Annotated in this window: 18 protein-coding genes and 2 tRNA genes; 2 read left to right on the top strand and 18 right to left on the bottom strand. The window is 52.8% G+C overall.

Annotated elements, in window-relative coordinates; genetic code table 11:
* Window positions 1-34 precede the first annotated feature (34 nt).
* The 17 genes from HX778_RS05995 to rlmE all read right to left on the bottom strand — a co-directional run bounded on the left by HX778_RS05995 (window position 35) and on the right by rlmE (window position 18,007).
* Complete coding sequence (locus tag HX778_RS05995) at window positions 35-1,975, bottom strand: DEAD/DEAH family ATP-dependent RNA helicase (RefSeq protein WP_038483143.1); 1,941 nt, start codon at window positions 1,973-1,975, stop codon at window positions 35-37.
* Complete coding sequence (gene yrbN / locus HX778_RS05990; protein WP_099458804.1) at window positions 1,968-2,045, bottom strand: protein YrbN; 78 nt, start codon at window positions 2,043-2,045, stop codon at window positions 1,968-1,970. Before yrbN ends, HX778_RS05995 begins: the two co-directional genes overlap by 8 nt.
* A 110-nt stretch (window positions 2,046-2,155) precedes the next feature.
* Window positions 2,156-3,040: a lipoprotein NlpI gene (nlpI, locus tag HX778_RS05985; protein ID WP_038478532.1), complete on the bottom strand. Its 885-nt coding sequence runs from the start codon at window positions 3,038-3,040 to the stop codon at window positions 2,156-2,158.
* 117 nt (window positions 3,041-3,157) lie between these two features.
* The gene (pnp, locus tag HX778_RS05980; protein ID WP_154188397.1) at window positions 3,158-5,287 is read right to left on the bottom strand and encodes a polyribonucleotide nucleotidyltransferase; all 2,130 of its coding nucleotides are present in this window, start codon (window positions 5,285-5,287) and stop codon (window positions 3,158-3,160) included.
* 247 nt (window positions 5,288-5,534) lie between these two features.
* Window positions 5,535-5,804, bottom strand: coding sequence for a 30S ribosomal protein S15 (gene rpsO, locus HX778_RS05975; protein WP_002434239.1), 270 nt, complete (start codon window positions 5,802-5,804; stop codon window positions 5,535-5,537).
* A gap of 154 nt (window positions 5,805-5,958) precedes the next feature.
* Entirely contained in the window at window positions 5,959-6,903 is a 945-nt protein-coding gene (gene truB, locus HX778_RS05970; protein WP_176981511.1) for a tRNA pseudouridine(55) synthase TruB, read from the bottom strand.
* Window positions 6,903-7,304: a 30S ribosome-binding factor RbfA gene (gene rbfA / locus HX778_RS05965; RefSeq protein ID WP_038478520.1), complete on the bottom strand. Its 402-nt coding sequence runs from the start codon at window positions 7,302-7,304 to the stop codon at window positions 6,903-6,905. Before rbfA ends, truB begins: the two co-directional genes overlap by 1 nt.
* A 65-nt stretch (window positions 7,305-7,369) precedes the next feature.
* Window positions 7,370-10,060, bottom strand: a complete 2,691-nt coding sequence (gene infB, locus HX778_RS05960; protein WP_038478517.1) for a translation initiation factor IF-2 — start codon at window positions 10,058-10,060, stop codon at window positions 7,370-7,372.
* Between the two features lie 24 nt (window positions 10,061-10,084).
* Entirely contained in the window at window positions 10,085-11,572 is a 1,488-nt protein-coding gene (gene nusA, locus HX778_RS05955) for a transcription termination factor NusA (protein WP_038478514.1), read from the bottom strand.
* 27 nt (window positions 11,573-11,599) lie between these two features.
* Window positions 11,600-12,052 carry a ribosome maturation factor RimP gene (gene rimP / locus HX778_RS05950; RefSeq protein WP_071843016.1) on the bottom strand — a complete coding sequence of 151 codons (453 nt, stop codon included), beginning with the start codon at window positions 12,050-12,052 and terminating at the stop codon, window positions 11,600-11,602.
* Between the two features lie 213 nt (window positions 12,053-12,265).
* Window positions 12,266-12,342: transfer RNA gene (locus HX778_RS05945), tRNA-Met, on the bottom strand.
* A 59-nt stretch (window positions 12,343-12,401) separates the two neighbouring features.
* Window positions 12,402-12,488: transfer RNA gene (locus HX778_RS05940), tRNA-Leu, on the bottom strand.
* A 49-nt stretch (window positions 12,489-12,537) separates the two neighbouring features.
* Window positions 12,538-12,870, bottom strand: coding sequence for a preprotein translocase subunit SecG (gene secG / locus HX778_RS05935; RefSeq protein ID WP_038478508.1), 333 nt, complete (start codon window positions 12,868-12,870; stop codon window positions 12,538-12,540).
* 235 nt (window positions 12,871-13,105) lie between these two features.
* Entirely contained in the window at window positions 13,106-14,443 is a 1,338-nt protein-coding gene (gene glmM / locus HX778_RS05930) for a phosphoglucosamine mutase (RefSeq protein ID WP_038478505.1), read from the bottom strand.
* Entirely contained in the window at window positions 14,436-15,284 is an 849-nt protein-coding gene (gene folP / locus HX778_RS05925) for a dihydropteroate synthase (RefSeq protein ID WP_176981510.1), read from the bottom strand. Before folP ends, glmM begins: the two co-directional genes overlap by 8 nt.
* 99 nt (window positions 15,285-15,383) lie before the next feature.
* Window positions 15,384-17,321, bottom strand: a complete 1,938-nt coding sequence (gene ftsH, locus HX778_RS05920) for an ATP-dependent zinc metalloprotease FtsH (RefSeq protein ID WP_038478498.1) — start codon at window positions 17,319-17,321, stop codon at window positions 15,384-15,386.
* 56 nt (window positions 17,322-17,377) lie between these two features.
* The gene (gene rlmE / locus HX778_RS05915) at window positions 17,378-18,007 is read right to left on the bottom strand and encodes a 23S rRNA (uridine(2552)-2'-O)-methyltransferase RlmE (protein WP_016538370.1); all 630 of its coding nucleotides are present in this window, start codon (window positions 18,005-18,007) and stop codon (window positions 17,378-17,380) included.
* Between the two features lie 126 nt (window positions 18,008-18,133).
* On the opposite strand from rlmE, the gene yhbY reads away from it, so the two are divergent.
* Window positions 18,134-18,427: a ribosome assembly RNA-binding protein YhbY gene (yhbY, locus tag HX778_RS05910; protein WP_038478495.1), complete on the top strand. Its 294-nt coding sequence runs from the start codon at window positions 18,134-18,136 to the stop codon at window positions 18,425-18,427.
* A 105-nt stretch (window positions 18,428-18,532) separates the two neighbouring features.
* On the opposite strand, the gene greA is transcribed toward yhbY, so the two are convergent.
* Window positions 18,533-19,009 (bottom strand): transcription elongation factor GreA, encoded by a 477-nt coding sequence (gene greA / locus HX778_RS05905; protein WP_038478492.1) that lies wholly within the window; start codon window positions 19,007-19,009, stop codon window positions 18,533-18,535.
* 253 nt (window positions 19,010-19,262) lie between these two features.
* On the opposite strand from greA, the gene dacB reads away from it, so the two are divergent.
* Window positions 19,263-20,696, top strand: coding sequence for a serine-type D-Ala-D-Ala carboxypeptidase (dacB, locus tag HX778_RS05900; protein WP_038483140.1), 1,434 nt, complete (start codon window positions 19,263-19,265; stop codon window positions 20,694-20,696).

Raw genomic sequence — 20,696 nt, 5'->3', positions numbered from 1 at the left:
CCGTTTAAAAATAAAACGGCAGATTATAGGTCAATTATGCATCACCAAAGCGACGACGTGCGGTTGCGGCACCGTCTTCACGACGCGGGCCACGGCCACCTTCACGGCGTTCACCGCTGAAGCTACGACCAGCCCCAGCACCGGCTCCTGCACCAGCGCCTTCGCGACGTGGACCACGACCGCCTTCACGACGCTCGCCACCGAAGCTACGACCGCCGCCGTCGCGACCGCCACGGCGTTCACCGCTGCGCTCTGGACGAGGCTGAGCATCACCCAGCAGCTGCATATTCATCGGCTTGTTCAGAATACGAGTACGGGTAAAGTGCTGCAGAACTTCACCCGGCATGCCTTTCGGCAGCTCGATGGTGGAGTGGGTCCCGAACAGCTTGATGTTACCGATGTAACGGCTGCTGATGTCGCCTTCGTTAGCGATAGCGCCAACGATATGACGAACTTCAACACCATCATCACGGCCCACTTCGATGCGATACAGTTCCATATCGCCAGCTTCGCGACGCTCACGACGTGGACGATCTTCACCACCACGCTCTGGACGGTCACCACGCGGGCCACGGTCATTACGGTCGCCGCGACGTTCGAAACGATCGTCACGCTCTTTGAATTCACGACGTGGGCGCATTGGTGCATCTGGTGGCAGAATCAGAGGACGCTCACCCTGAGCCATTTTCAGCAGGGCTGCAGCCAGCGTTTCGATATCCAGCGCTTCTTCAGCGGAAGGCTGAATTTTTGCCAACAGCGCACGGTACTGATCCAGATCGCTGCTTTCCAGCTGCTGCTGAACTTTAGCGGCGAATTTAGCCAGACGACGCTCGCCCAGCAGATCTGCGTTTGGCAGCTCTACTTCAGGGATAGTCAGCTTCATGGTGCGCTCGATGTTGCGCAGCAGGCGGCGCTCACGGTTCTCAACGAACAGCAGCGCACGGCCAGCACGGCCAGCACGGCCGGTACGACCGATACGGTGAACGTAAGACTCGGAGTCCATCGGGATGTCGTAGTTAACAACCAGGCTGATACGCTCCACGTCCAGGCCACGGGCCGCAACGTCGGTCGCGATCAGGATGTCCAGACGACCATCTTTCAGACGCTCCAGGGTCTGCTCACGCAGCGCCTGGTTCATGTCACCGTTCAGCGCGGCGCTGTTGTAACCGCTGCGCTCCAGCGCTTCAGCTACTTCCAGGGTCGCGTTTTTGGTACGCACGAAGATGATAGCTGCATCAAAGTCTTCTGCTTCCAGGAAACGAACCAGCGCTTCGTTTTTACGCATGCCGTAAACAGACCAGAAACTCTGGCTGATGTCAGGACGAGTGGTTACGCTGGACTGAATGCGCACTTCCTGAGGATCTTTCATGAAGCGACGGGTAATGCGACGAATTGCTTCCGGCATGGTAGCGGAGAACAGCGCGGTCTGATGTTCAGCCGGGATCTGCGCCATGATGGTTTCAACGTCTTCGATGAAGCCCATACGCAGCATTTCATCAGCTTCGTCCAGAACCAGACCTTTAAGGCCGGACAGGTTCAGCGTGCCGCGTTTCAGGTGGTCAAGCAGACGCCCTGGGGTACCGACAACAATCTGTGGTCCCTGACGCAGAGCGCGCAGCTGCACGTCATAACGCTGGCCGCCGTAAAGGGCAACAACGTTCACGCCGTGCATATGTTTAGAGAAATCCGTCATGGCTTCAGCAACCTGAACCGCCAGTTCGCGGGTCGGGGCCAGCACCAGGATTTGTGGTGCTTTCAGCTCAGGATCGAGGTTGTTCAGCAGCGGCAGGGAGAACGCTGCAGTTTTACCGCTACCGGTCTGGGCCATACCCAGAACGTCACGGCCATTCAGCAGATGTGGGATACACTCTGCCTGGATTGGTGATGGCTTTTCGTAGCCCAGGTCGTTAAGAGCCTGAATGATGGAGGCGTGCAGCCCCAGATCAGAAAAAGTGGTTTCGATGATATCAGTCATGTAGTACATGTGCCTCATTGATGGCGGCCAGTCTACGTAACTCATCGTGAAATTGATCTGCAATTTTCATTGAAAAGTGTGAACCGGCTCAAATTTGATTGATTAACGAACAAAAACGCCCTCACCCGTGAAGGTGATGACTTTAGTTAAAAAGTGTATGGGACGATCGTTGTTCGTCAGCTATTGCTGGTCCGATTCTGCCAGGTCGTCATGCTCCTGGCCCAAGAGCGCTAATTCCAACAATGCATAACGATGCTCAACGTAGTTGTGTACGTTGTTAGCAACCGCTAACTTGAACAGTGCCTTGGCGCTGTCCTTATCCCCCAGACTTAGGTAGTACTTACCTAAATAGAAGTTGGTTTCACTGAGATGCTCAGCGAGCGAGGTGTTATCCGTTGCGTCCGCCTTGAGGCGTTCCATTAGCTCTTTTTCGCTAATGTTGCCCAGGTAGAACTCGACAATGTTCCATCCCCATTGTTCTTTATCCGATTTCTCGAGACGCTGTTGTAGCGCCACTTTGGCCTGTTTTTCGTCCATATTGCGTTCAGCAACATAGAGCCACAGGCTACGGAAAGGATCGTTGGGATCGTCTTGATAAAACGCCAGCAGATCATCTTGCGCTAAACGATAACGACCGCCGTAATAGAGGGCGATACCGCGATTTAAGTGCGCGTAGTTGTAAGTTGGATCAAGCTCAAGTACAGAATCAAACGCTTCATAGGCAGCATCAAAATTGCCTGCCTGCGTTAAATAAATGCCTAAGTAATTGAATACTTCAGGCATATCGGGTCGAATGGCCAGCGCTTGTGAAAAATCATTACGCGCCAGAGCCCTCAGACCGAGACTATCATACAACACTCCGCGCTCATATAAAAGCTGTGCGCGTTCGTCATCGGTTAAAGCCCGACTGGCAAGTATTTGTTCCATGCGTGCCAGAATCACTTCTTGCTGTAGCGTAGGCTGCAGTGGCACCGCTAATACTTCGTTCTTACGCCAGGCAGAGTTGCTGCATCCGGCCAGCGTGATAGCTGTCGCAACGAAACACCAGCGCAAAAAAGGCTTCATTTCCTACTCCCGAAGACAACAAATGGATGAACGTCCTGTCCCCCGGCTGCAAACGAGACTTCCTGTCCCGTAACAAACAGCTCTCCATGTCACCATGGAGAGCTTAATTGGCAAACCTTACTCAGCTTCTGGCGCAGCCGGTGCTGCATCTTCTGCTGGAGACTGCTCGGTTGCTTCTTTAATGCTTAAACGGACGCGGCCCTGACGGTCAACTTCCAGTACTTTCACCGGAACTTCCTGACCCATCTGCAGGTAATCAGTCACTTTCTCTACGCGCTTGTCAGCGATTTGAGAGATGTGAACCAGACCTTCTTTACCACCACCGATGGCAACAAACGCACCGAAATCAACGATACGAGTGACCTTACCGTTATAGATACGGCCCACTTCGATTTCAGCGGTGATCTCTTCGATACGGCGGATAGCGTGTTTCGCTTTATCACCGTCGGTCGCTGCGATTTTCACGGTACCGTCATCTTCGATTTCGATGGTGGTGCCGGTTTCTTCGGTCAGCGCACGAATCACAGCCCCGCCCTTACCGATCACGTCTTTGATCTTGTCTGGGTTGATTTTGATGGTGTGAATACGTGGAGCAAATTCAGAAATGTCGCCACGCGGTGCATCAATAGCCTGTTCCATCACGCCCAGAATGTGCAGACGCGCACCCTTAGCCTGGTTCAGAGCCTCCTGCATGATTTCGCGGGTGATGCCTTCGATTTTGATATCCATCTGCAGCGCAGAGATACCTTCGCGGCTACCGGCAACTTTAAAGTCCATATCGCCCAGGTGATCTTCGTCACCCAGAATATCGGACAGAACAACAAAGTTGTCGCCTTCTTTCACCAGGCCCATCGCGATACCCGCCACGGCGGCTTTGATCGGCACACCAGCGTCCATCAGTGCCAGAGAAGCACCACACACGGAAGCCATGGAAGAAGAACCGTTAGATTCGGTGATTTCAGAAACCACACGAACGGTGTACGGGAATTTATCAGCTTCTGGCATAACGGCCAGCACACCACGTTTCGCCAGACGACCGTGACCAATTTCACGACGCTTAGGCGAACCCACCATCCCGGTCTCACCCACGGAGTACGGAGGGAAGTTGTAGTGGAACAGGAAGCTGTCAGTACGCTCGCCCATCAGCTCATCCAGATTCTGTGCATCACGTGCGGTACCCAGAGTCGCGGTAACCAGCGCCTGAGTTTCGCCACGGGTGAACAGCGCAGAACCGTGAGTACGCGGCAGAACGCCAGTACGCACGTCCAGACCACGAATCATGTCTTTTTCACGGCCATCGATGCGCAGTTCGCCGGCCAGAATACGGCTACGAACAACGTTTTTCTCGATAGCGTGCAGAATGTCAGACAGTTCGCCAGCATCCAGAGATTCGTCTTCTGCGGTCAGGGTTGCAATAACGTCCGCTTTGATGACGTCAACCTGAGCATAACGTTGTTGTTTCTCAGTGATGCGGTAAGCATCGCTCAGGCGGGATTCTGCCAGTGCAGCAACGCGAGCATTCAGCGCTTCGTTTACTGCTTCTGGCTGCCAGTCCCAGCGCGGTTTGCCAGCTTCAGCAACCAGTGCGTTGATTTCCTTGATAACAATCTGCTGCTGATCGTGACCGAAGACTACGGCGCCCAGCATCTGGTCTTCGCTCAGCAGTTCAGCTTCGGATTCAACCATCAGTACTGCGCTTTCGGTACCGGCAACAACCAGGTCCAGCTTGCTGGTTTTCAGCTCTTCAGCGGTCGGGTTCAGCACATACTGGTCATTGATGTAACCAACACGAGCGGAACCGATTGGGCCGTTGAACGGAATACCGGACAGGCTCAGCGCAGCAGATGCGCCAATCATGGCAACGATATCAGGGTGTACCTGTGGGTTTACGGAAACAACGGTAGCAATAACCTGCACTTCGTTGACGAAACCTTCCGGGAACAGTGGACGAACCGGACGGTCAATCAGACGCGCGATCAGGGTTTCGCCTTCGCTTGGACGGCCTTCACGACGGAAGAAGCTACCTGGGATACGGCCAGCAGCGTAGGTACGCTCCTGGTAGTTAACGGTCAGCGGGAAGAAGTCCTGGCCTGGTTTGGCTTTTTTCTGGCCCACAACGGTAACGAATACCGCGGTGTCATCCATGCTTACCATTACAGCAGCGGTAGCCTGGCGAGCCATCATGCCGGTTTCAAGCGTGACCGTATGCTGGCCATACTGGAATTTACGAACGATCGGATTCAGCAAAATAAGATCCTTTAAAATGACGGGCAGCACGTGGCTTCACGCGCCGCCGTTGGTACCCGACCTTCATCGCATCCTCGCGACTAATGACAACCCTAACCCGCTCTTACGGGTAAAGCCTCTCATTAGCCGCGCGAACCTCTGCAATAAAGATCACACTCAGCAACAATACATTAGTTTCCATAGAATTGCTGCCGCCTGGTTGAAAAAAGGGGCCCTTACAGGCCCCTTTTTCTGAAACTCGCAAGAACTAGCGACGCAGACCCAGACGCTCGATCAGGCTGGTGTAACGTGCTACATCTTTACGCTTCAGGTAGTCGAGCAGTTTACGACGCTGAGAAACCATACGCAGCAGACCACGACGGCTGTGGTGATCTTTTTTGTGCTCTGCAAAGTGACCCTGCAGGTGGTTAATCTGTGCAGTCAGCAGTGCAACCTGAACTTCGGTAGAACCACTGTCGTTAGTACCACGACCAAACTCGGAAACGATTTTAGCTTTAGCTTCAACGCTTAGAGACATTTTCAACTCCAACATTATAGATAAATAAACAGGGTGCCGATCTCTAATTCAGCAACCCCAGTGCACGACTGAACCCGTTGTTAAACAATCGGCCAGTCGTTAAGCCGCGCTATTTTACCTGTAGCGCTCTTTTACCGCAAGATAGCGGCAAAAGTCAGACGGGATATTCAACGACCAGACGGCGCGGAGCAACCCGGCCCTCGTCATCGATTATCCCCATACCGATAAATTTCTTCTCTTCGCCTTCGGTAACGCGCACCAGGCCTTCAGCCTGAACACCCGCAGCGCGTACCGGATTGCCGTTTTTAAAATAAACGGCAACCTCTGGCAGCAAGTTCACCAGCGGGAAATCTGAGGCGGGGCTGTCCATTGGCATCAGCAGCGGATCCAACAGTTCTGCAGGCTCGACCTCCTGCCGGTGTGCCTGCTCGACCAGCTCATTAAGCTGTTCCAGAGTGACCATGCGCTCAATCGGATATTTACTTACCGCCAGGCGACGCAGGAAAATAACATGCGCGCCGCAGCCAAGTTTTTCACCGAGATCGTCAACTATCGTACGGATGTACGTTCCCTTAGAACAGTGAACCTCCAGCTCCAGTTCATCCCCTTCATGGCGAATAAACAGCAGTTCATACACCGTGATTGGGCGAGCTTCACGTTCAACCTCAATACCCGCGCGCGCATATTCGTACAGGGGCTTGCCCTGATGCTTGAGCGCAGAATACATCGATGGAACCTGCTCGGTGTCCCCACGGAAAGTCTCCAGCGCGGCAGCAAGCTGCCCGGCGCTAAAGTTAACCGGGCGCTCCTGAACGACAATGCCGTCGGCATCAGAAGTGTCGGTACGCTGCCCAAGTTTAGCAATCACGCGATAACGCTTGTCGGAGTCCAGCAGATATTGGGAGAACTTCGTTGCTTCACCGAGGCAGATTGGCAACATCCCGGTCGCCAGCGGATCCAGCGCACCGGTATGGCCCGCGCGGTTCGCGTTATAAAGGCGCTTTACTTTTTGTAGTGCATCGTTGGAAGAGAGCCCCTGAGGCTTGTCCAGCAACAGTACACCATGAATATCACGACCACGACGGCGAGGACGACTCATCAATCCTCCTTGCTGTCGTCCGTATTCACGCGACGCTCGTCATCATGACGGATGACATTGGAAACCAGGTTAGACATGCGCATCCCTTCAACCAGCGAGTTATCGTAGAAGAAGGTCAGCTCCGGCACGATGCGCAAACGCATTGCCTTACCAACCAAAGTGCGGATATAGCCAGACGCGTCCTGCAGAACTTTGATGCCTTCTTTGATGGCTTCTTCGTCTTTGTCGTTCAGGAACGTTACGAAAACTTTGGCATAGGCCAGGTCACGGGAGATTTCAACACCGGAGACGGTGGTCATCATACCCAGACGCGGGTCTTTAATTTCACGCTGCAGGATAATGGCAATTTCTTTCTGCAATTCCTGAGAAACGCGCTGCGAGCGACCAAATTCTTTCGCCATAATAATTTCTCCAGACAAAACGGGGGGCACACGGCCCCCCTAAGATAGTTGATGCGGTATAGCTATCAGGAGATGGTACGCTTGATCTCGATAATTTCGAAGACTTCGATCATATCGCCCACGCGCACGTCGTTGTAGTTCTTAACGCCGATACCACATTCCATACCGTTACGGACTTCGTTAGCATCATCTTTAAAGCGACGCAGGGATTCCAGCTCGCCTTCATAGATAACTACGTTGTCGCGCAGTACGCGGATTGGGTTATGACGTTTGACCACACCCTCGGTGACCATACAACCTGCGATGGCACCAAACTTCGGTGATTTAAACACATCGCGAACTTCGGCCAGGCCGAGGATCTGCTGTTTCAGCTCAGGAGACAGCATGCCGCTCATCGCCGCTTTTACTTCATCAATCAGATGATAGATGACGGAGTAGTAGCGCAGATCCAGGCTTTCCGCTTCAATCACGCGGCGCGCAGAAGCGTCGGCACGGACGTTGAAGCCAACCAGGATGGCGTTGGATGCTGCTGCCAGCGTAGCGTCAGTCTCGGTGATCCCGCCCACGCCGGAACCGATGATTTTAACTTTAACTTCATCGGTAGACAGTTTCAGCAGGGAGTCGCTGATCGCTTCCACAGAACCCTGAACGTCGGCTTTCAGCACGATGTTCACTTCGGACACTTCGCCTTCAGTCATGTTGGCGAACATGTTTTCCAGTTTGGATTTCTGCTGACGAGCCAGTTTCACTTCGCGGAATTTACCCTGACGATACAGAGCAACTTCACGGGCTTTCTTCTCGTCGCGAACAACGGTCACTTCGTCACCCGCGGCAGGTACGCCGGACAGGCCAAGGATCTCAACAGGGATAGAAGGACCCGCTTCGGTCACTTCACGGCCCATCTCGTCACGCATCGCACGCACGCGGCCATACTCGAAGCCACACAGTACGATATCGCCCTTGTTCAGAGTACCTTCACGCACCAGAACGGTTGCAACCGGACCACGACCTTTATCCAGGAAGGATTCGATTACCACGCCGCTTGCCATACCTTTACGTACGGCTTTCAGTTCCAGAACTTCAGCCTGCAGCAGGATAGCGTCCAGCAGGTCGTCGATACCGGTACCGGCTTTAGCAGAAACGTGGATGAACTGGCTTTCGCCGCCCCACTCTTCCGGCATGATGCCGTACTGGGACAGTTCCTGCTTAACGCGATCCGGGTCTGCTTCTGGTTTATCGATTTTGTTCACTGCGACTACTACCGGTACCTGCGCCGCTTTCGCGTGCTGGATAGCTTCGATAGTTTGTGGCATCACGCCATCGTCAGCCGCAACAACCAGAACAACGATATCCGTCGCCTGAGCACCACGAGCACGCATGGAAGTAAACGCTGCGTGACCCGGGGTATCCAGGAAGGTCACCATGCCGTTGTCAGTTTCTACGTGGTAAGCACCGATGTGCTGGGTAATACCACCCGCTTCACCGGAGGCAACCTTAGTAGAACGAATGTAGTCCAGCAGGGAGGTTTTACCGTGGTCAACGTGGCCCATGATGGTCACAACCGGAGCACGAGTTTCGGTTGCAGCGCCGGTATCACGGTCGCTCATTACCGCCTCTTCCAGCTCGTTTTCACGACGCAGGATAACCTTGTGGCCCATTTCCTCGGCAACCAGCTGGGCGGTTTCCTGATCGATGACCTGGTTAATGGTTGCCATTGCGCCCAGCTTCATCATCGCTTTGATGACCTGAGAGCCTTTAACAGCCATTTTGTTAGCCAGTTCAGCAACGGTAACGGTTTCACCGATCACAACATCACGGTTAACCGCCTGTGCAGGCTTGGTGAAGCCCTGCTGCAGGCTGCTTGGCTTACGCTTGCCTTTACCACCGCGAACGGCTGCACGAGCTTCTTCACGGTCAGCTTTAGATTCGCCGTGTTTGCCGCCTGCCTTTTTCTGGCGAGGAGCTTTAGCCGTTGTAGTACGAGCGCGACCACGCCCGCCTTCTACTTCACGGTCGTTTTCGTCTTCAGCCTGGCGGGCATGCTGAGAAGTGGTGACATGGTAGTCAGACTTGTCGTCTTCCACTTTCTCTTGTTCGGCCCACACGCCTGCGTTAGCTTCAGCCAATTTACGGACCTCTTCCGCTACGCGACGTGCTTCTTCTTCGAGTTTGCGACGAGCTTCTTCTTCCGCTTTGCGCTTCAGCTCTGCAGTTTCAGCTTCACGGCGGGCTTTATCGGCCTGGGCAGTTTTCGTCATATCGTCAGTTTGTTGATTGCTCACTTTGTCTTTTTCCGCAGCTTCACGTTTCGCTTTATCAGCGGCTTCGCGCTTAGCTTGTTCTTCAGCATCACGCTTAGCTTTTTCTTGTGCCGCACGTTTGGCAGTTTCCTCTGCCTCACGCTGGGCTTGCTCTTCCGCTTCACGCTGCGCCTGTTCTTCCGCGGCAAGGCGTTCAGCCTCTTGCGGATCACGTTTCACAAAGGTGCGCTTCTTGCGGACTTCGATTTGTACCGATTTACTTTTCCCACCGGTACCTGGAATGTTTAAAGTACTGCGCGTTTTGCGCTGTAAAGTCAACTTATCTGGGCCTGAGCCATGTTCATGGTTCAGGTGAGCCAGCAGAGTTTGCTTCTCTTGCGCCGAAACGGAGTCATCAGCAGACTTCGGGATCCCTGCATCAGCAAATTGCTGTACCAGGCGGTCCACGGAGGTCTGAATCTCTGCGGCCAGCGCTTTTACGGTTACATCTGTCATGCTGTTCCTTCCTGCTACAGTTTATTACGCTTCGCCGCCAAACCAGCAAATGTTACGCGCTGCCATAATCAGTTCACCGGCTTTCTCATCCGTTAAACCTTCGATATCAGACAGGTCGTCAACACCTTGCTCGGCAAGGTCTTCCAGCGAGCTAACACCACGAGCAGCCAGTTTAAAGGCCAGCGTGCGATCCATCCCTTCGAGGTTCAGCAGATCCTCGGCTGGTTTCTTATCGCCAAGGCTCTCTTCTTGTGCCAAAGCCAGTGTGGTGAGCGCGTTTTTAGCGCGATCGCGTAATGCTTCCACGGTGTCTTCATCAAGGCCGTCGATTTCCAGCAGCTCTTTCATTGGCACATAGGCCAACTCTTCAAGCGTGGAGAAACCTTCTTCGACCAACACGGTGGCGAAATCCTCGTCAATGTCGAGGTATTTGGTAAAGGTATCAATAGCCGCATGCGCTTCAGCCTGATGTTTAGCCTGCAGGTCATCAACGGTCATGACGTTGAGTTCCCAGCCGCTCAGCTGTGATGCCAGGCGAACGTTCTGACCGTTACGGCCGATGGCCTGTGCCAGGTTGCCTGCCTCTACCGCGATATCCATCGTATGTTTGTCTTCGTCGACAACGATGGATGCTACGTCAGCCGGTGCCATTGCGTTGATAACAAACTGCGCCGGGTTGTCGTCCCACAGCACGATATCAATACGCTCACCGCCTAACTCTGTAGAAACCGCCTGAACGCGTGCACCACGCATACCAACGCATGCCCCGACCGGGTCGATACGCTTGTCGTTAGTTTTCACAGCGATTTTGGCGCGAGAGCCAGGATCGCGTGCAGCGGCTTTAATCTCGATAACTTCTTCACCGATTTCCGGCACTTCAATGCGGAACAGTTCGATCAGCATTTCAGGTTTGGAGCGGCTAACGAACAGTTGCGCACCGCGAGCTTCAGGACGTACTGCGTACAGCACGCCGCGAATGCGGTCGCCCGGACGGAAGTTTTCGCGCGGCAGCATATCTTCACGCAGAATCACGGCTTCAGCATTGCTGCCGAGATCCAGAGCGATGTTGTCACGGTTAACTTTTTTCACCACGCCGGTGATAATCTCACCTTCGTGCTCACGGAACTGATCGACCACCATCGCACGCTCGGCTTCACGAACTTTCTGCACGATAACCTGCTTGGCGGTTTGGGTGGTGATACGGTCAAAGGTCACGGATTCAATCTGATCTTCAACGTATTCACCAACCGTGAAGGCCGGATCTTCGAACTGAGCCGCTTCCAAGGTGATTTCACGCGTCGGTTGCGTCACCTCTTCAACGATAACCCAACGGCGGAAGGTATCGAAATCACCGCTTTTGCGGTCGATTTCAACGCGCACGTCAATTTCTTGCTCGTATTTTTTCTTGGTCGCCGTTGCCAGCGCACTTTCCAGCGCTTCGAAAATTTTCTCACGCGGTAGCGATTTTTCGTTGGAAACTGCTTCAACAACAGCCAAAATTTCTTTGTTCATCCTGGGTTTTCACCTCAATCCAAACTATTAAAAGTGGGGTACCAGGTTCGCTTTCTGGATGTTGCTCAGCGCGAACACTTCGTCTTTTCCTTCGACCGTTACCGTGATCATCTCACCGTCTACGGCTTTAATAATACCCTGCCATTTGCGGCGGTTTTGCACAGCCATGCGCAATACAATGCTCACTTCTTCGCCGGTAAAACGAACGTAGTGTTCTGCGGTGAACATTGGGCGATCGAGGCCAGGTGATGACACTTCCAGGTGATAGGCCACGGTGATGGGATCTTCGACATCCAGTACGGCACTGACCTGGTGACTGACATCAGCACAATCATCAACATTGATGCCATCTTCACTATCAATATAGATGCGCAGCGTAGACGTGCGGCCGCGAACGAATTCGATGCCTACAAGTTCGTAGCCCAGTGCTTCGACCGGTGCTGAAATCATCTCTGTTAATTTTTGCTCTAATGTGGACAAGCCCACCCCCAAGACATAAAAAAAGGGCATATAGCCCAGTTATTCTGAAGTCAGATAACAAAAAACCCCGATAAATCGGGGCTTTATATAACTGAACCCTGTATGCCGCAACTGCGGCCCGGACACCGTCCAGGAGAATTTTTTTCTAAATTCTTCGCGAAGGCACCGAAACTGGTGTTCACAGTATATTTGAAAAAGAACTCTCAGGGAAAGTGGTTGCGGGGGCCGGATTTGAACCGACGACCTTCGGGTTATGAGCCCGACGAGCTACCAGGCTGCTCCACCCCGCGTCCGAAAACGTGGCAAATACTACGCCAGAATTGCATAAAATGCAAGAATTGCTAGGATTTGGTACCGAGGACGGGACTTGAACCCGTAAGCCCAATCGGGCACTACCACCTCAAGGTAGCGTGTCTACCAATTCCACCACCTCGGCACTCTTTGAACACGGTAACCTTCATATTACCGCATTGAAGCTGACAAACTTACTGCGGGATATCGCTGCTCGGCTTGGTAGGTGCCGCTGGCGCAGTCTGCTCAGTTTGTGCTGGCTGACTTAAATTTTCCCACTCACTTCCTTTACTGGTTTTGTTGGTGCTGAGATTACCCAGAACCAGGCTCAGAATAAAGAACAACGTTGCGAGCACACCGGTCATGCGGGTCATGAAGTTACCAGAACCACTTGAACCGAATAACGTAGCGGAAGCGCCTGCTCCGAAGGAGGCTCCCATATCAGCGCCTTTACCTTGCTGCAGCATAATAAGACCTACAAGGCCTAACGCTACAATAAGGAAAACAACCAAAAGAGCTTCGTACATAATCAACCTGTTCCTTGCGGGGTTACCGCACGCCAATTGCTTCAAACCAGTTAAGCGGATACGTTTGTCATTACCCACTGAAGCGGGTGAGAATACTAACCAAAGCCAGACTGGTGCGCAAGGGCAATTTATTAACAATGCACTGACTGCGGAAAAAAACAGCAAACAATCAGTATTCGGTAGAAGAACAGGCGGCAACTGCCGCCTTTTCAATCAGTTTGATGCGCAGAAAATATTAAACTGCCTTCACTGCATCTGCGATTTGGTGGGCAAAGGCCGTAACCTGCGCTTCGTCCTCACCTTCAACCATCACTCGAATCAGCGGTTCAGTGCCTGACTTACGCAACAATACGCGGCCACGGTTGCCCAATGCGGCTTCCACCTCAGCGGTAGCGCGTTTTACCGCTTCGTTTTCAAGCGGATCGCCGCTGCCAGCGGTAAAGCGGACGTTAACCAAAATCTGCGGGAATAATTTCATGCCGCTGCAAAGATCGTGCAGGCTCATGTGGTTGCGAACCATTGCTGTGAGTACTTGCAAACCAGCGATGATACCGTCGCCCGTTGTGGTCTGGTCCAGCAGGATAACGTGCCCGGAGTTTTCCGCACCTATACGCCAGCCTTTCTCCTGCAGTTTCTCCAGGACATAGCGGTCACCCACTTTGGCACGGACAAATGGAATACCCAGCTGCTTAAGCGCGACTTCCAGCCCCATATTGCTCATTAGCGTCCCCACGGCGCCGCCGCGTAGCTGCCCCTGACGCAATCCTTCGCGAGCGATGATATAGAGAATCTGATCGCCATCGACTTTATGCCCCAGGTTATCCACCATGATCACCCGGTCGCCGTCGCCGTCAAACGCGATACCAAGATCGGCTTTTTCTAACAACACGCGTTCTTGCAGCATGCGAACGTCGGTCGCACCGCATTTTTCATTAATGTTCACCCCATCCGGCTCACAGCCGATGGCAATGACTTTTGCGCCCAGCTCACGCAATACATTGGGTGCGATGTGGTAAGTCGCTCCGTTAGCGCAGTCCACGACGATTTTGAGGCCATTCAGGCTCAGTTCGTTCGGGAAAGTCCCCTTACAGAATTCAATATAGCGCCCTGCGGCATCAACAATACGGCTGGCTTTACCCAGCTCCGCCGAATCTACGCAGGTGATCTCTTTTTCCATCTCCGCTTCAATCGCTTCTTCGACTTCATCCGGGAGCTTAGTCCCGTCGATAGAGAAGAATTTGATGCCGTTGTCATAGAACGGATTATGAGAGGCAGAGATAACAATGCCGGCTTCCGCGCGGAATGTTCGCGTCAAATAGGCAACCGCAGGCGTTGGCATTGGCCCGGTAAAAGAAGCGGACAGACCGGCTGCGGCAAGACCTGCTTCCAGTGCAGACTCCAGCATGTAGCCGGAAATACGCGTATCTTTACCGATGATGATTTTACGGGAGCCATGACGAGCAAGCACTTTACCCGCAGCCCAGCCCAGCTTCAGAACGAAATCAGGAGTAATAGGCGCATCGCCCACGCGGCCACGAATGCCATCGGTGCCAAAATATTTACGGTTACTCATAGTATTTGTTTTCCTTCACTGAAAGCGTAGCTTCAACCACGCGCATAGCTTCAACTGTCTCTTTCACGTCATGAACGCGAAGAATTTGTGCCCCCTGCATGGCAGCAATCACCGCACAGGCAAGACTTCCGCTCAGACGCTGGTCGGGGCCAACGTTCAGCAACTGCCCCACCATGGATTTACGGGACATTCCCACCAGGAGCGGCATGCCGTAGTGATGGAATTCCGAAAGTCGGGCTAATAGCTGGTAATTGTGGGTGAGATTCTTACCGAAACCAAAGCCTGGGTCGAGCAACAATTTCTCTTTTGAGATACCTCCCGCCTCACAGCGAGCAATATGCTGCACAAAAAAGCGATTCACGTCGGCATACACGTCATCATAGTGCGGCGCCTGCTGCATCGTTTTCGGTTCACCTTGCATATGCATCAGGCAAACCGGTAGCCCCGTTTCCGCAGCTGCGGCCAGCGCACCGGGCTCCTGTAACGAGCGAATATCGTTGATAATATGCGCCCCCACTCGGGCAGACTCGCGGATAACCTCAGCCTTTGAGGTATCCACAGAAACCCAGACTTCAAAACGCTGAGCAATCGCCTCCACCACCGGGATAACGCGCTTAAGCTCTTCTTCAGTACTTACTTCGGCCGCACCAGGTCGCGTAGATTCTCCGCCAACATCAATGATTGTCGCCCCGGCGTTGATCATAGCGTTTGCATGCTTCAGGGCTTCAACCAGCGAGTTGTGCTGGCCACCGTCGGAAAAAGAATCCGGCGTGACGTTTAAAATCCCCATGACATGAGGATGGGAGAGATCCAGCGTAGAGCCCTGCGCGGTAAGTTTCATTCTTCTTCCTATGCGTTTGTCTTAGGAGGTACAAAAACAAAAACCCCGGGACAGGCCCGGGGTTTATAGATTACTGCAAAAACATCTGTCGTGAGCGTCTTATTTGTCGCCCAGCTGTTCTGACATCGTGTTACCCGGATTTGGCGTACGCGGTTCATCAACCGGGCGTGGCGCATTTGGGGTACCGTTGTTATCAGAATTATTGCTGCTCTTGCTCGCATCTTCCCAACCTGCTGGCGGACGCACTTCGCGGCGAGCCATCAGGTCGTCAATCTGCGGTGCATCGATGGTTTCATACTTCATCAACGCATCTTTCATGGTATGCAGGATATCCATGTTCTCATTCAGCAGCTGGCGAGCACGAGCATAGTTGCGTTCAATCAGGGATTTCACTTCCTGATCGATGATACGCGCGGTCTCATCAGACATATGCTTCGCTTTCGCAACTGAACGGCCCAGGAATACTTCGCCCTCTTCTTCCGCATACAGCAGCGGACCAAGTTTGTCGGAGAAGCCCCACTGGGTAACCATGTTACGTGCCAGGTTGGTCGCGACTTTAATGTCATTCGACGCCCCGGTAGAAACATGTTCCGGTCCATAGATAATCTCTTCTGCCAGACGGCCGCCGTACAGCGTGGAGATCTGACTTTCCAGTTTCTGACGGCTGGCGCTAATAGCATCGCCTTCAGGCAGGAAGAAGGTCACACCCAACGCACGACCACGAGGAATAATCGTCACTTTGTGCACCGGATCGTGTTCCGGCACCAGGCGACCGATAATCGCATGGCCAGCTTCGTGATAGGCAGTAGATTCTTTCTGCGCTTCCGTCATCACCATGGAGCGACGTTCTGCCCCCATCATGATTTTGTCTTTCGCTTTCTCGAACTCAACCATCGATACCACACGCTTGTTACCGCGAGCGGCAAACAGCGCGGCTTCGTTCACCAGGTTGGCCAGATCGGCACCGGAGAAACCAGGCGTACCACGAGCGATAATTGCAGCATCAATATCCGGCGAAAGCGGTACGCGACGCATATGCACTTTCAGGATCTGCTCACGACCACGAACGTCCGGCAGACCGACAACAACCTGACGGTCGAAACGGCCAGGACGCAGCAGCGCTGGGTCAAGTACGTCAGGACGGTTAGTTGCCGCAATAACGATGATACCTTCGTTACCTTCGAAGCCATCCATCTCAACCAGCATCTGGTTCAGGGTCTGCTCACGTTCATCGTGACCACCACCCAGACCGGCGCCACGCTGACGACCTACGGCATCGATTTCATCGATAAAGATAATGCAAGGTGCTGCTTTCTTGGCCTGTTCGAACATGTCACGGACACGGGATGCGCCCACACCGACGAACATTTCAACAAAGTCAGAGCCGGAAATCGTGAAGAACGGCACTTTAGCTTCGCCAGCAATCGCTTTTGCCAGCAGCGTTTTACCCGTACCCGGAGGACCGACCATCAGGACGCCTTTCGGGATTTTACCGCCCAGCTTCTGGAAACGGCTCGGCTCACGCAGGTATTCAACCAGCTCAGCCACCTCTTCTTTCGCCTCGTCACAGCCTGCAACGTCAGCAAAGGTGGTCTTGATTTGGTCTTCCGTTAGCATACGCGCCTTGCTCTTACCGAACGACATGGCACCTTTGCCACCGCCGCCCTGCATTTGGCGCATAAAGAAGATCCAGACCCCAATCAGCAGCAGCATTGGGAACCAGGAAATGAAGATAGTTGCCAGCAGACTCTGCTCTTCAGGCGGCTCGCCCACAACTTTCACGTTCTTGGTAATCAGATTATCAAGCAGCTTGGGATCATTAACGGGGATGTAAGTCGTGTATCGGTTACTATCTTTCTTGGTAACGTTGATTTCACGTCCGTTGATGCGCGCTTCGCGAACCTGGTCCTGATTAACTTCGGACAGGAAAGTGGAGTAGTCCACCCTACGGCCATTTGACTCGCTGGGCCCAAAGCTCTGGAATACCGACATTAGCACAACGGCAATGACCAGCCAGAGTATTAGGTTTTTCGCCATGTCACTCAAGGGATTAACCTCATATTACAACTGTGTTAACAAACAGCGTCAGGGTACTATAGTTTGCGCCCGGTCGCTACAATGTACACTTCACGTGAGCGGGCACGAGAAGAGTCCGGCTTACGAACTTTAACCGTCGTAAACAGGGAGCGAATTTCTCGCAGGTATTCATCGAAACCTTCGCCCTGAAACACTTTCACTACAAAACTACCGCCCGGCGCCAGCACGTCCCGACACATTTCCAGCGCCAGTTCAACCAGGTACATAGCGCGCGGGATATCGACTGCCGGTGTCCCGCTCATGTTTGGCGCCATATCTGACATGACAACCTGCACTTTACTGTCACCAACACGTTCCAGCAGGGCTTTGACGACTAATTCATCACGAAAATCGCCCTGGAGGAAGTCCACACCAACGATAGGATCCATTGGTAAAAGATCGCAAGCGATGATTCTCCCCTGATTCCCGATTTGGGTCACGACGTACTGTGACCACCCGCCGGGTGCAGCACCAAGATCAACAATAGTCATTCCTGGCTTAAAAAGTTTGTCACTTTGCTGTATTTCATCAAGTTTAAACCAGGCACGGGACCGCAACCCCTTTTTCTGTGCCTGTAGAACATATTTATCGCTAAAGTGTTCCTGCAGCCAGCGACTGGAGCTGGCAGAACGCTTCTTACCTGTCATCTCAATATCCAACTTTGTTCATCGTGAATAGCAGGCTAACTAACAATCAGCACAGCCGATTTGGCGATACACTGGAGATGGCGGTAGAATGAACCGTTTTCAATCCCAACGTAAGCAAAAAATACGATGAATCTGAGTACTAAACAAAAACAGCACCTGAAAGGTCTGGCCCATCCGCTCAAGCCGGTCGTTCTGCTTGGCAATAATGGTTTGACCGAAGGGGTACTGGCCGAGATTGAACAAGCGCTTGAGCACCATGAGTTAATCAAGGTGAAGATCGCAACGGAAGATCGCGAAACGAAAACCTTAATAGTGGATGCCATCGTGCGGGAAACCGGCGCCTGTAACGTACAGGTCATCGGTAAAACGCTGGTGATCTATCGCCCTTCTAAAGAGCGGAAGATCTCTCTGCCGAAGTAGGCAGAGGTGTGCAAAATGCCACGCTATGTTCGTTGATAAAAGGCCGCTATGCGGCCTTTTTCTTTTCTTTACAATACGCCAACCCTTTAGCCAGCGTAGTAAAAATTACAAATATTCTACTTTCAGGATTTCGAATTCGACATCGCCACCCGGCGTGCGAATCACAACAACATCATCGCATTCTTTACCCACAAGGCCGCGAGCAATAGGCGAATTTACAGAAATAAGATTCTTTTTAAAATCAGCCTCATCGTCACCAACGATGCGATAAGTAAGCTCTTCGTCATTATCCAGGTTCAATACCGTTACGGTGGTGCCAAAAATCACACGGCCGTTATTAGGCATTTTTGTGACATCGATCACCTGAGCATTGGACAGCTTCGCTTCGATATCCTGAATACGGCCTTCACAAAAGCCCTGCTGCTCACGCGCGGCGTGATATTCGGCGTTTTCTTTAAGATCGCCATGCTCGCGAGCTTCTGCAATTGCAGCAATGATTTCCGGACGACGAACGGACTTCAGAAAATCCAGTTCCTCGCGTAATTGTTCAGCGCCACGTAATGTCATCGGAATAGGTTGCATTTGTTATACCTCTTAAAATCAGTCCTCTGCAGCAGGGCAAAACACCCTGCTGGCTTAAAAGCATGGCCGGGATACGGGCAGTATCTCCGGCAATAAATAAAAGAAAACCAACCCGGAGTGATGACTCCAGGTCAGTAACAGTTTTCAAATTGACCGGTATTTTACCCTGGAGTTCCCTAAGGGTCATCGTTTACTTTGCACCATAATGCACCGTAGTATGGCGGTCACGTTTCCAGGCCGTTACCGCGAGATTATGCGATTTTTTAGATTTGTCATTGGGTTGACCGCTGCCGTAGCCATCAATGTTCAGGCTGCGAACGTTGAAGAGTACACCTCCCAGTTGCCTGATGGGGCGAACCTGGCGCTGATGGTGCAAAAAGTCGGTGCCACAAGCCCATTCATTGATTACCACAGCCAGCAGATGGCACTGCCTGCCAGTACTCAAAAAGTCATTACGGCGCTGGCTGCGCTGCTTCAGTTAGGCCCGGACTTTCGCTTTACGACGACGCTGGAAAGCCGCGCGCAGGTCGATAATGGCGTACTGAATGGCGACCTTATCGCGCGATTTGGCGGCGATCCTACGCTTAAACGTCAGGATATCCGCAATATGGTCGCCGAATTAAAAAAAGCAGGCGTCCAGCAGATTAAAGGTAACGTACTGGTCGATACGTCCATCTTTGCCAGCCACGATAAAGCGCCAGGCTGGCCCTGGAACGATATGACGCAGTGTTTTAGCGCCCCCCCTGCCGCCGCAATCGTGGACCGGAACTGTTTCTCAATTTCCCTGTATAGCGCCCCTAAGGCTGACGATTTGGCCTACATACGTATCGCGTCTTATTACCCGGTAGTGATGTTTAGCCAGGTCAGAACCCTGGCCAAAGGCTCCCCTGACGCCCAGTACTGTGAACTTGATGTCGTTCCGGGAGATTTGAATCGTTACACGCTGACAGGCTGCCTCACACAGCGCGCAGATCCTCTGCCATTAGCCTTTGCCATTCAGGACGGTGCTAGCTATGCAGGTGCCATTATCAAAGATGAACTGAAGCAGGCGGGGATTAGCTATAGCGGAACGCTGCTGCGCCAGACTCAGCCCAACGAACCGGGTACAGTACTCGCCAGCAAGCAGTCAGCACCGCTGCACGACCTGCTTAAAATCATGCTGAAGAAATCCGATAACATGATTGCCGATACCGTATTCAGGACCATCGGACATAATCGTTTAGGCGTCCCCGGCACATGGCGCGCAGGGGCAGACTCCGTTCGTCAGATTTTGCGTCAAAAAGCAGGCGTAGATTTGGGGAACAGCATCGTCGTCGACGGCTCCGGCCTTTCACGCCACAACCTGATTTCGCCAGCCACGATGATGCAGGTGCTGCAATACATCGCTCAGAATGATAATCAGCTAAACTTTATCTCCATGCTGCCGCTCGCGGGCTACGACGGTTCCCTGCAGTATCGTGCTGGCCTGCATCAGGCTGGCGTTGACGGTAAAGTGTCGGCGAAAACGGGCTCGCTGCAAGGGGTTTATAATCTGGCAGGCTTCATTACCACGGCAAGTGGCCAACGCATGGCCTTCGTGCAGTATCTCTCCGGCTATGCCGTTGAACCGGCCGACCAGCGTAACCGCCGTATCCCGCTGGTGCGTTTTGAAAGCCGGCTTTACAAGGATATTTACCAAAATAACTAG

Source organism: Cedecea sp. P7760 (assembly GCF_013386425.1).
Taxonomy (GTDB): domain Bacteria; phylum Pseudomonadota; class Gammaproteobacteria; order Enterobacterales; family Enterobacteriaceae; genus Cedecea; species Cedecea selenatireducens.
The sequence above is the reverse complement of the archived record's forward strand: the minus strand, read 5'-3'. Positions and strand labels throughout refer to the sequence as shown.

What these genes read in the sequence shown, in the direction of transcription:
- secG (WP_038478508.1), bottom strand. Translation starts at nt 12,870, where the DNA reads ATGTACGAAGCTCTTTTGGTTGTTTTCCTTATTGTAGCGTTAGGCCTT.
- truB (WP_176981511.1), bottom strand. Translation starts at nt 6,903, where the DNA reads ATGAGTCGTCCTCGCCGTCGTGGTCGTGATATTCATGGTGTACTGTTG.
- rbfA (WP_038478520.1), bottom strand. Translation starts at nt 7,304, where the DNA reads ATGGCGAAAGAATTTGGTCGCTCGCAGCGCGTTTCTCAGGAATTGCAG.
- folP (WP_176981510.1), bottom strand. Translation starts at nt 15,284, where the DNA reads ATGAAACTTACCGCGCAGGGCTCTACGCTGGATCTCTCCCATCCTCAT.
- glmM (WP_038478505.1), bottom strand. Translation starts at nt 14,443, where the DNA reads ATGAGTAACCGTAAATATTTTGGCACCGATGGCATTCGTGGCCGCGTG.
- rpsO (WP_002434239.1), bottom strand. Translation starts at nt 5,804, where the DNA reads ATGTCTCTAAGCGTTGAAGCTAAAGCTAAAATCGTTTCCGAGTTTGGT.
- yrbN (WP_099458804.1), bottom strand. Translation starts at nt 2,045, where the DNA reads ATGAAAATTGCAGATCAATTTCACGATGAGTTACGTAGACTGGCCGCC.
- nusA (WP_038478514.1), bottom strand. Translation starts at nt 11,572, where the DNA reads ATGAACAAAGAAATTTTGGCTGTTGTTGAAGCAGTTTCCAACGAAAAA.
- nlpI (WP_038478532.1), bottom strand. Translation starts at nt 3,040, where the DNA reads ATGAAGCCTTTTTTGCGCTGGTGTTTCGTTGCGACAGCTATCACGCTG.
- greA (WP_038478492.1), bottom strand. Translation starts at nt 19,009, where the DNA reads ATGCAACCTATTCCGATGACATTACGTGGCGCTGAACAATTACGCGAG.
- HX778_RS05995 (WP_038483143.1), bottom strand. Translation starts at nt 1,975, where the DNA reads ATGACTGATATCATCGAAACCACTTTTTCTGATCTGGGGCTGCACGCC.
- dacB (WP_038483140.1), top strand. Translation starts at nt 19,263, where the DNA reads ATGCGATTTTTTAGATTTGTCATTGGGTTGACCGCTGCCGTAGCCATC.
- rlmE (WP_016538370.1), bottom strand. Translation starts at nt 18,007, where the DNA reads ATGACAGGTAAGAAGCGTTCTGCCAGCTCCAGTCGCTGGCTGCAGGAA.
- yhbY (WP_038478495.1), top strand. Translation starts at nt 18,134, where the DNA reads ATGAATCTGAGTACTAAACAAAAACAGCACCTGAAAGGTCTGGCCCAT.
- ftsH (WP_038478498.1), bottom strand. Translation starts at nt 17,321, where the DNA reads ATGGCGAAAAACCTAATACTCTGGCTGGTCATTGCCGTTGTGCTAATG.
- infB (WP_038478517.1), bottom strand. Translation starts at nt 10,060, where the DNA reads ATGACAGATGTAACCGTAAAAGCGCTGGCCGCAGAGATTCAGACCTCC.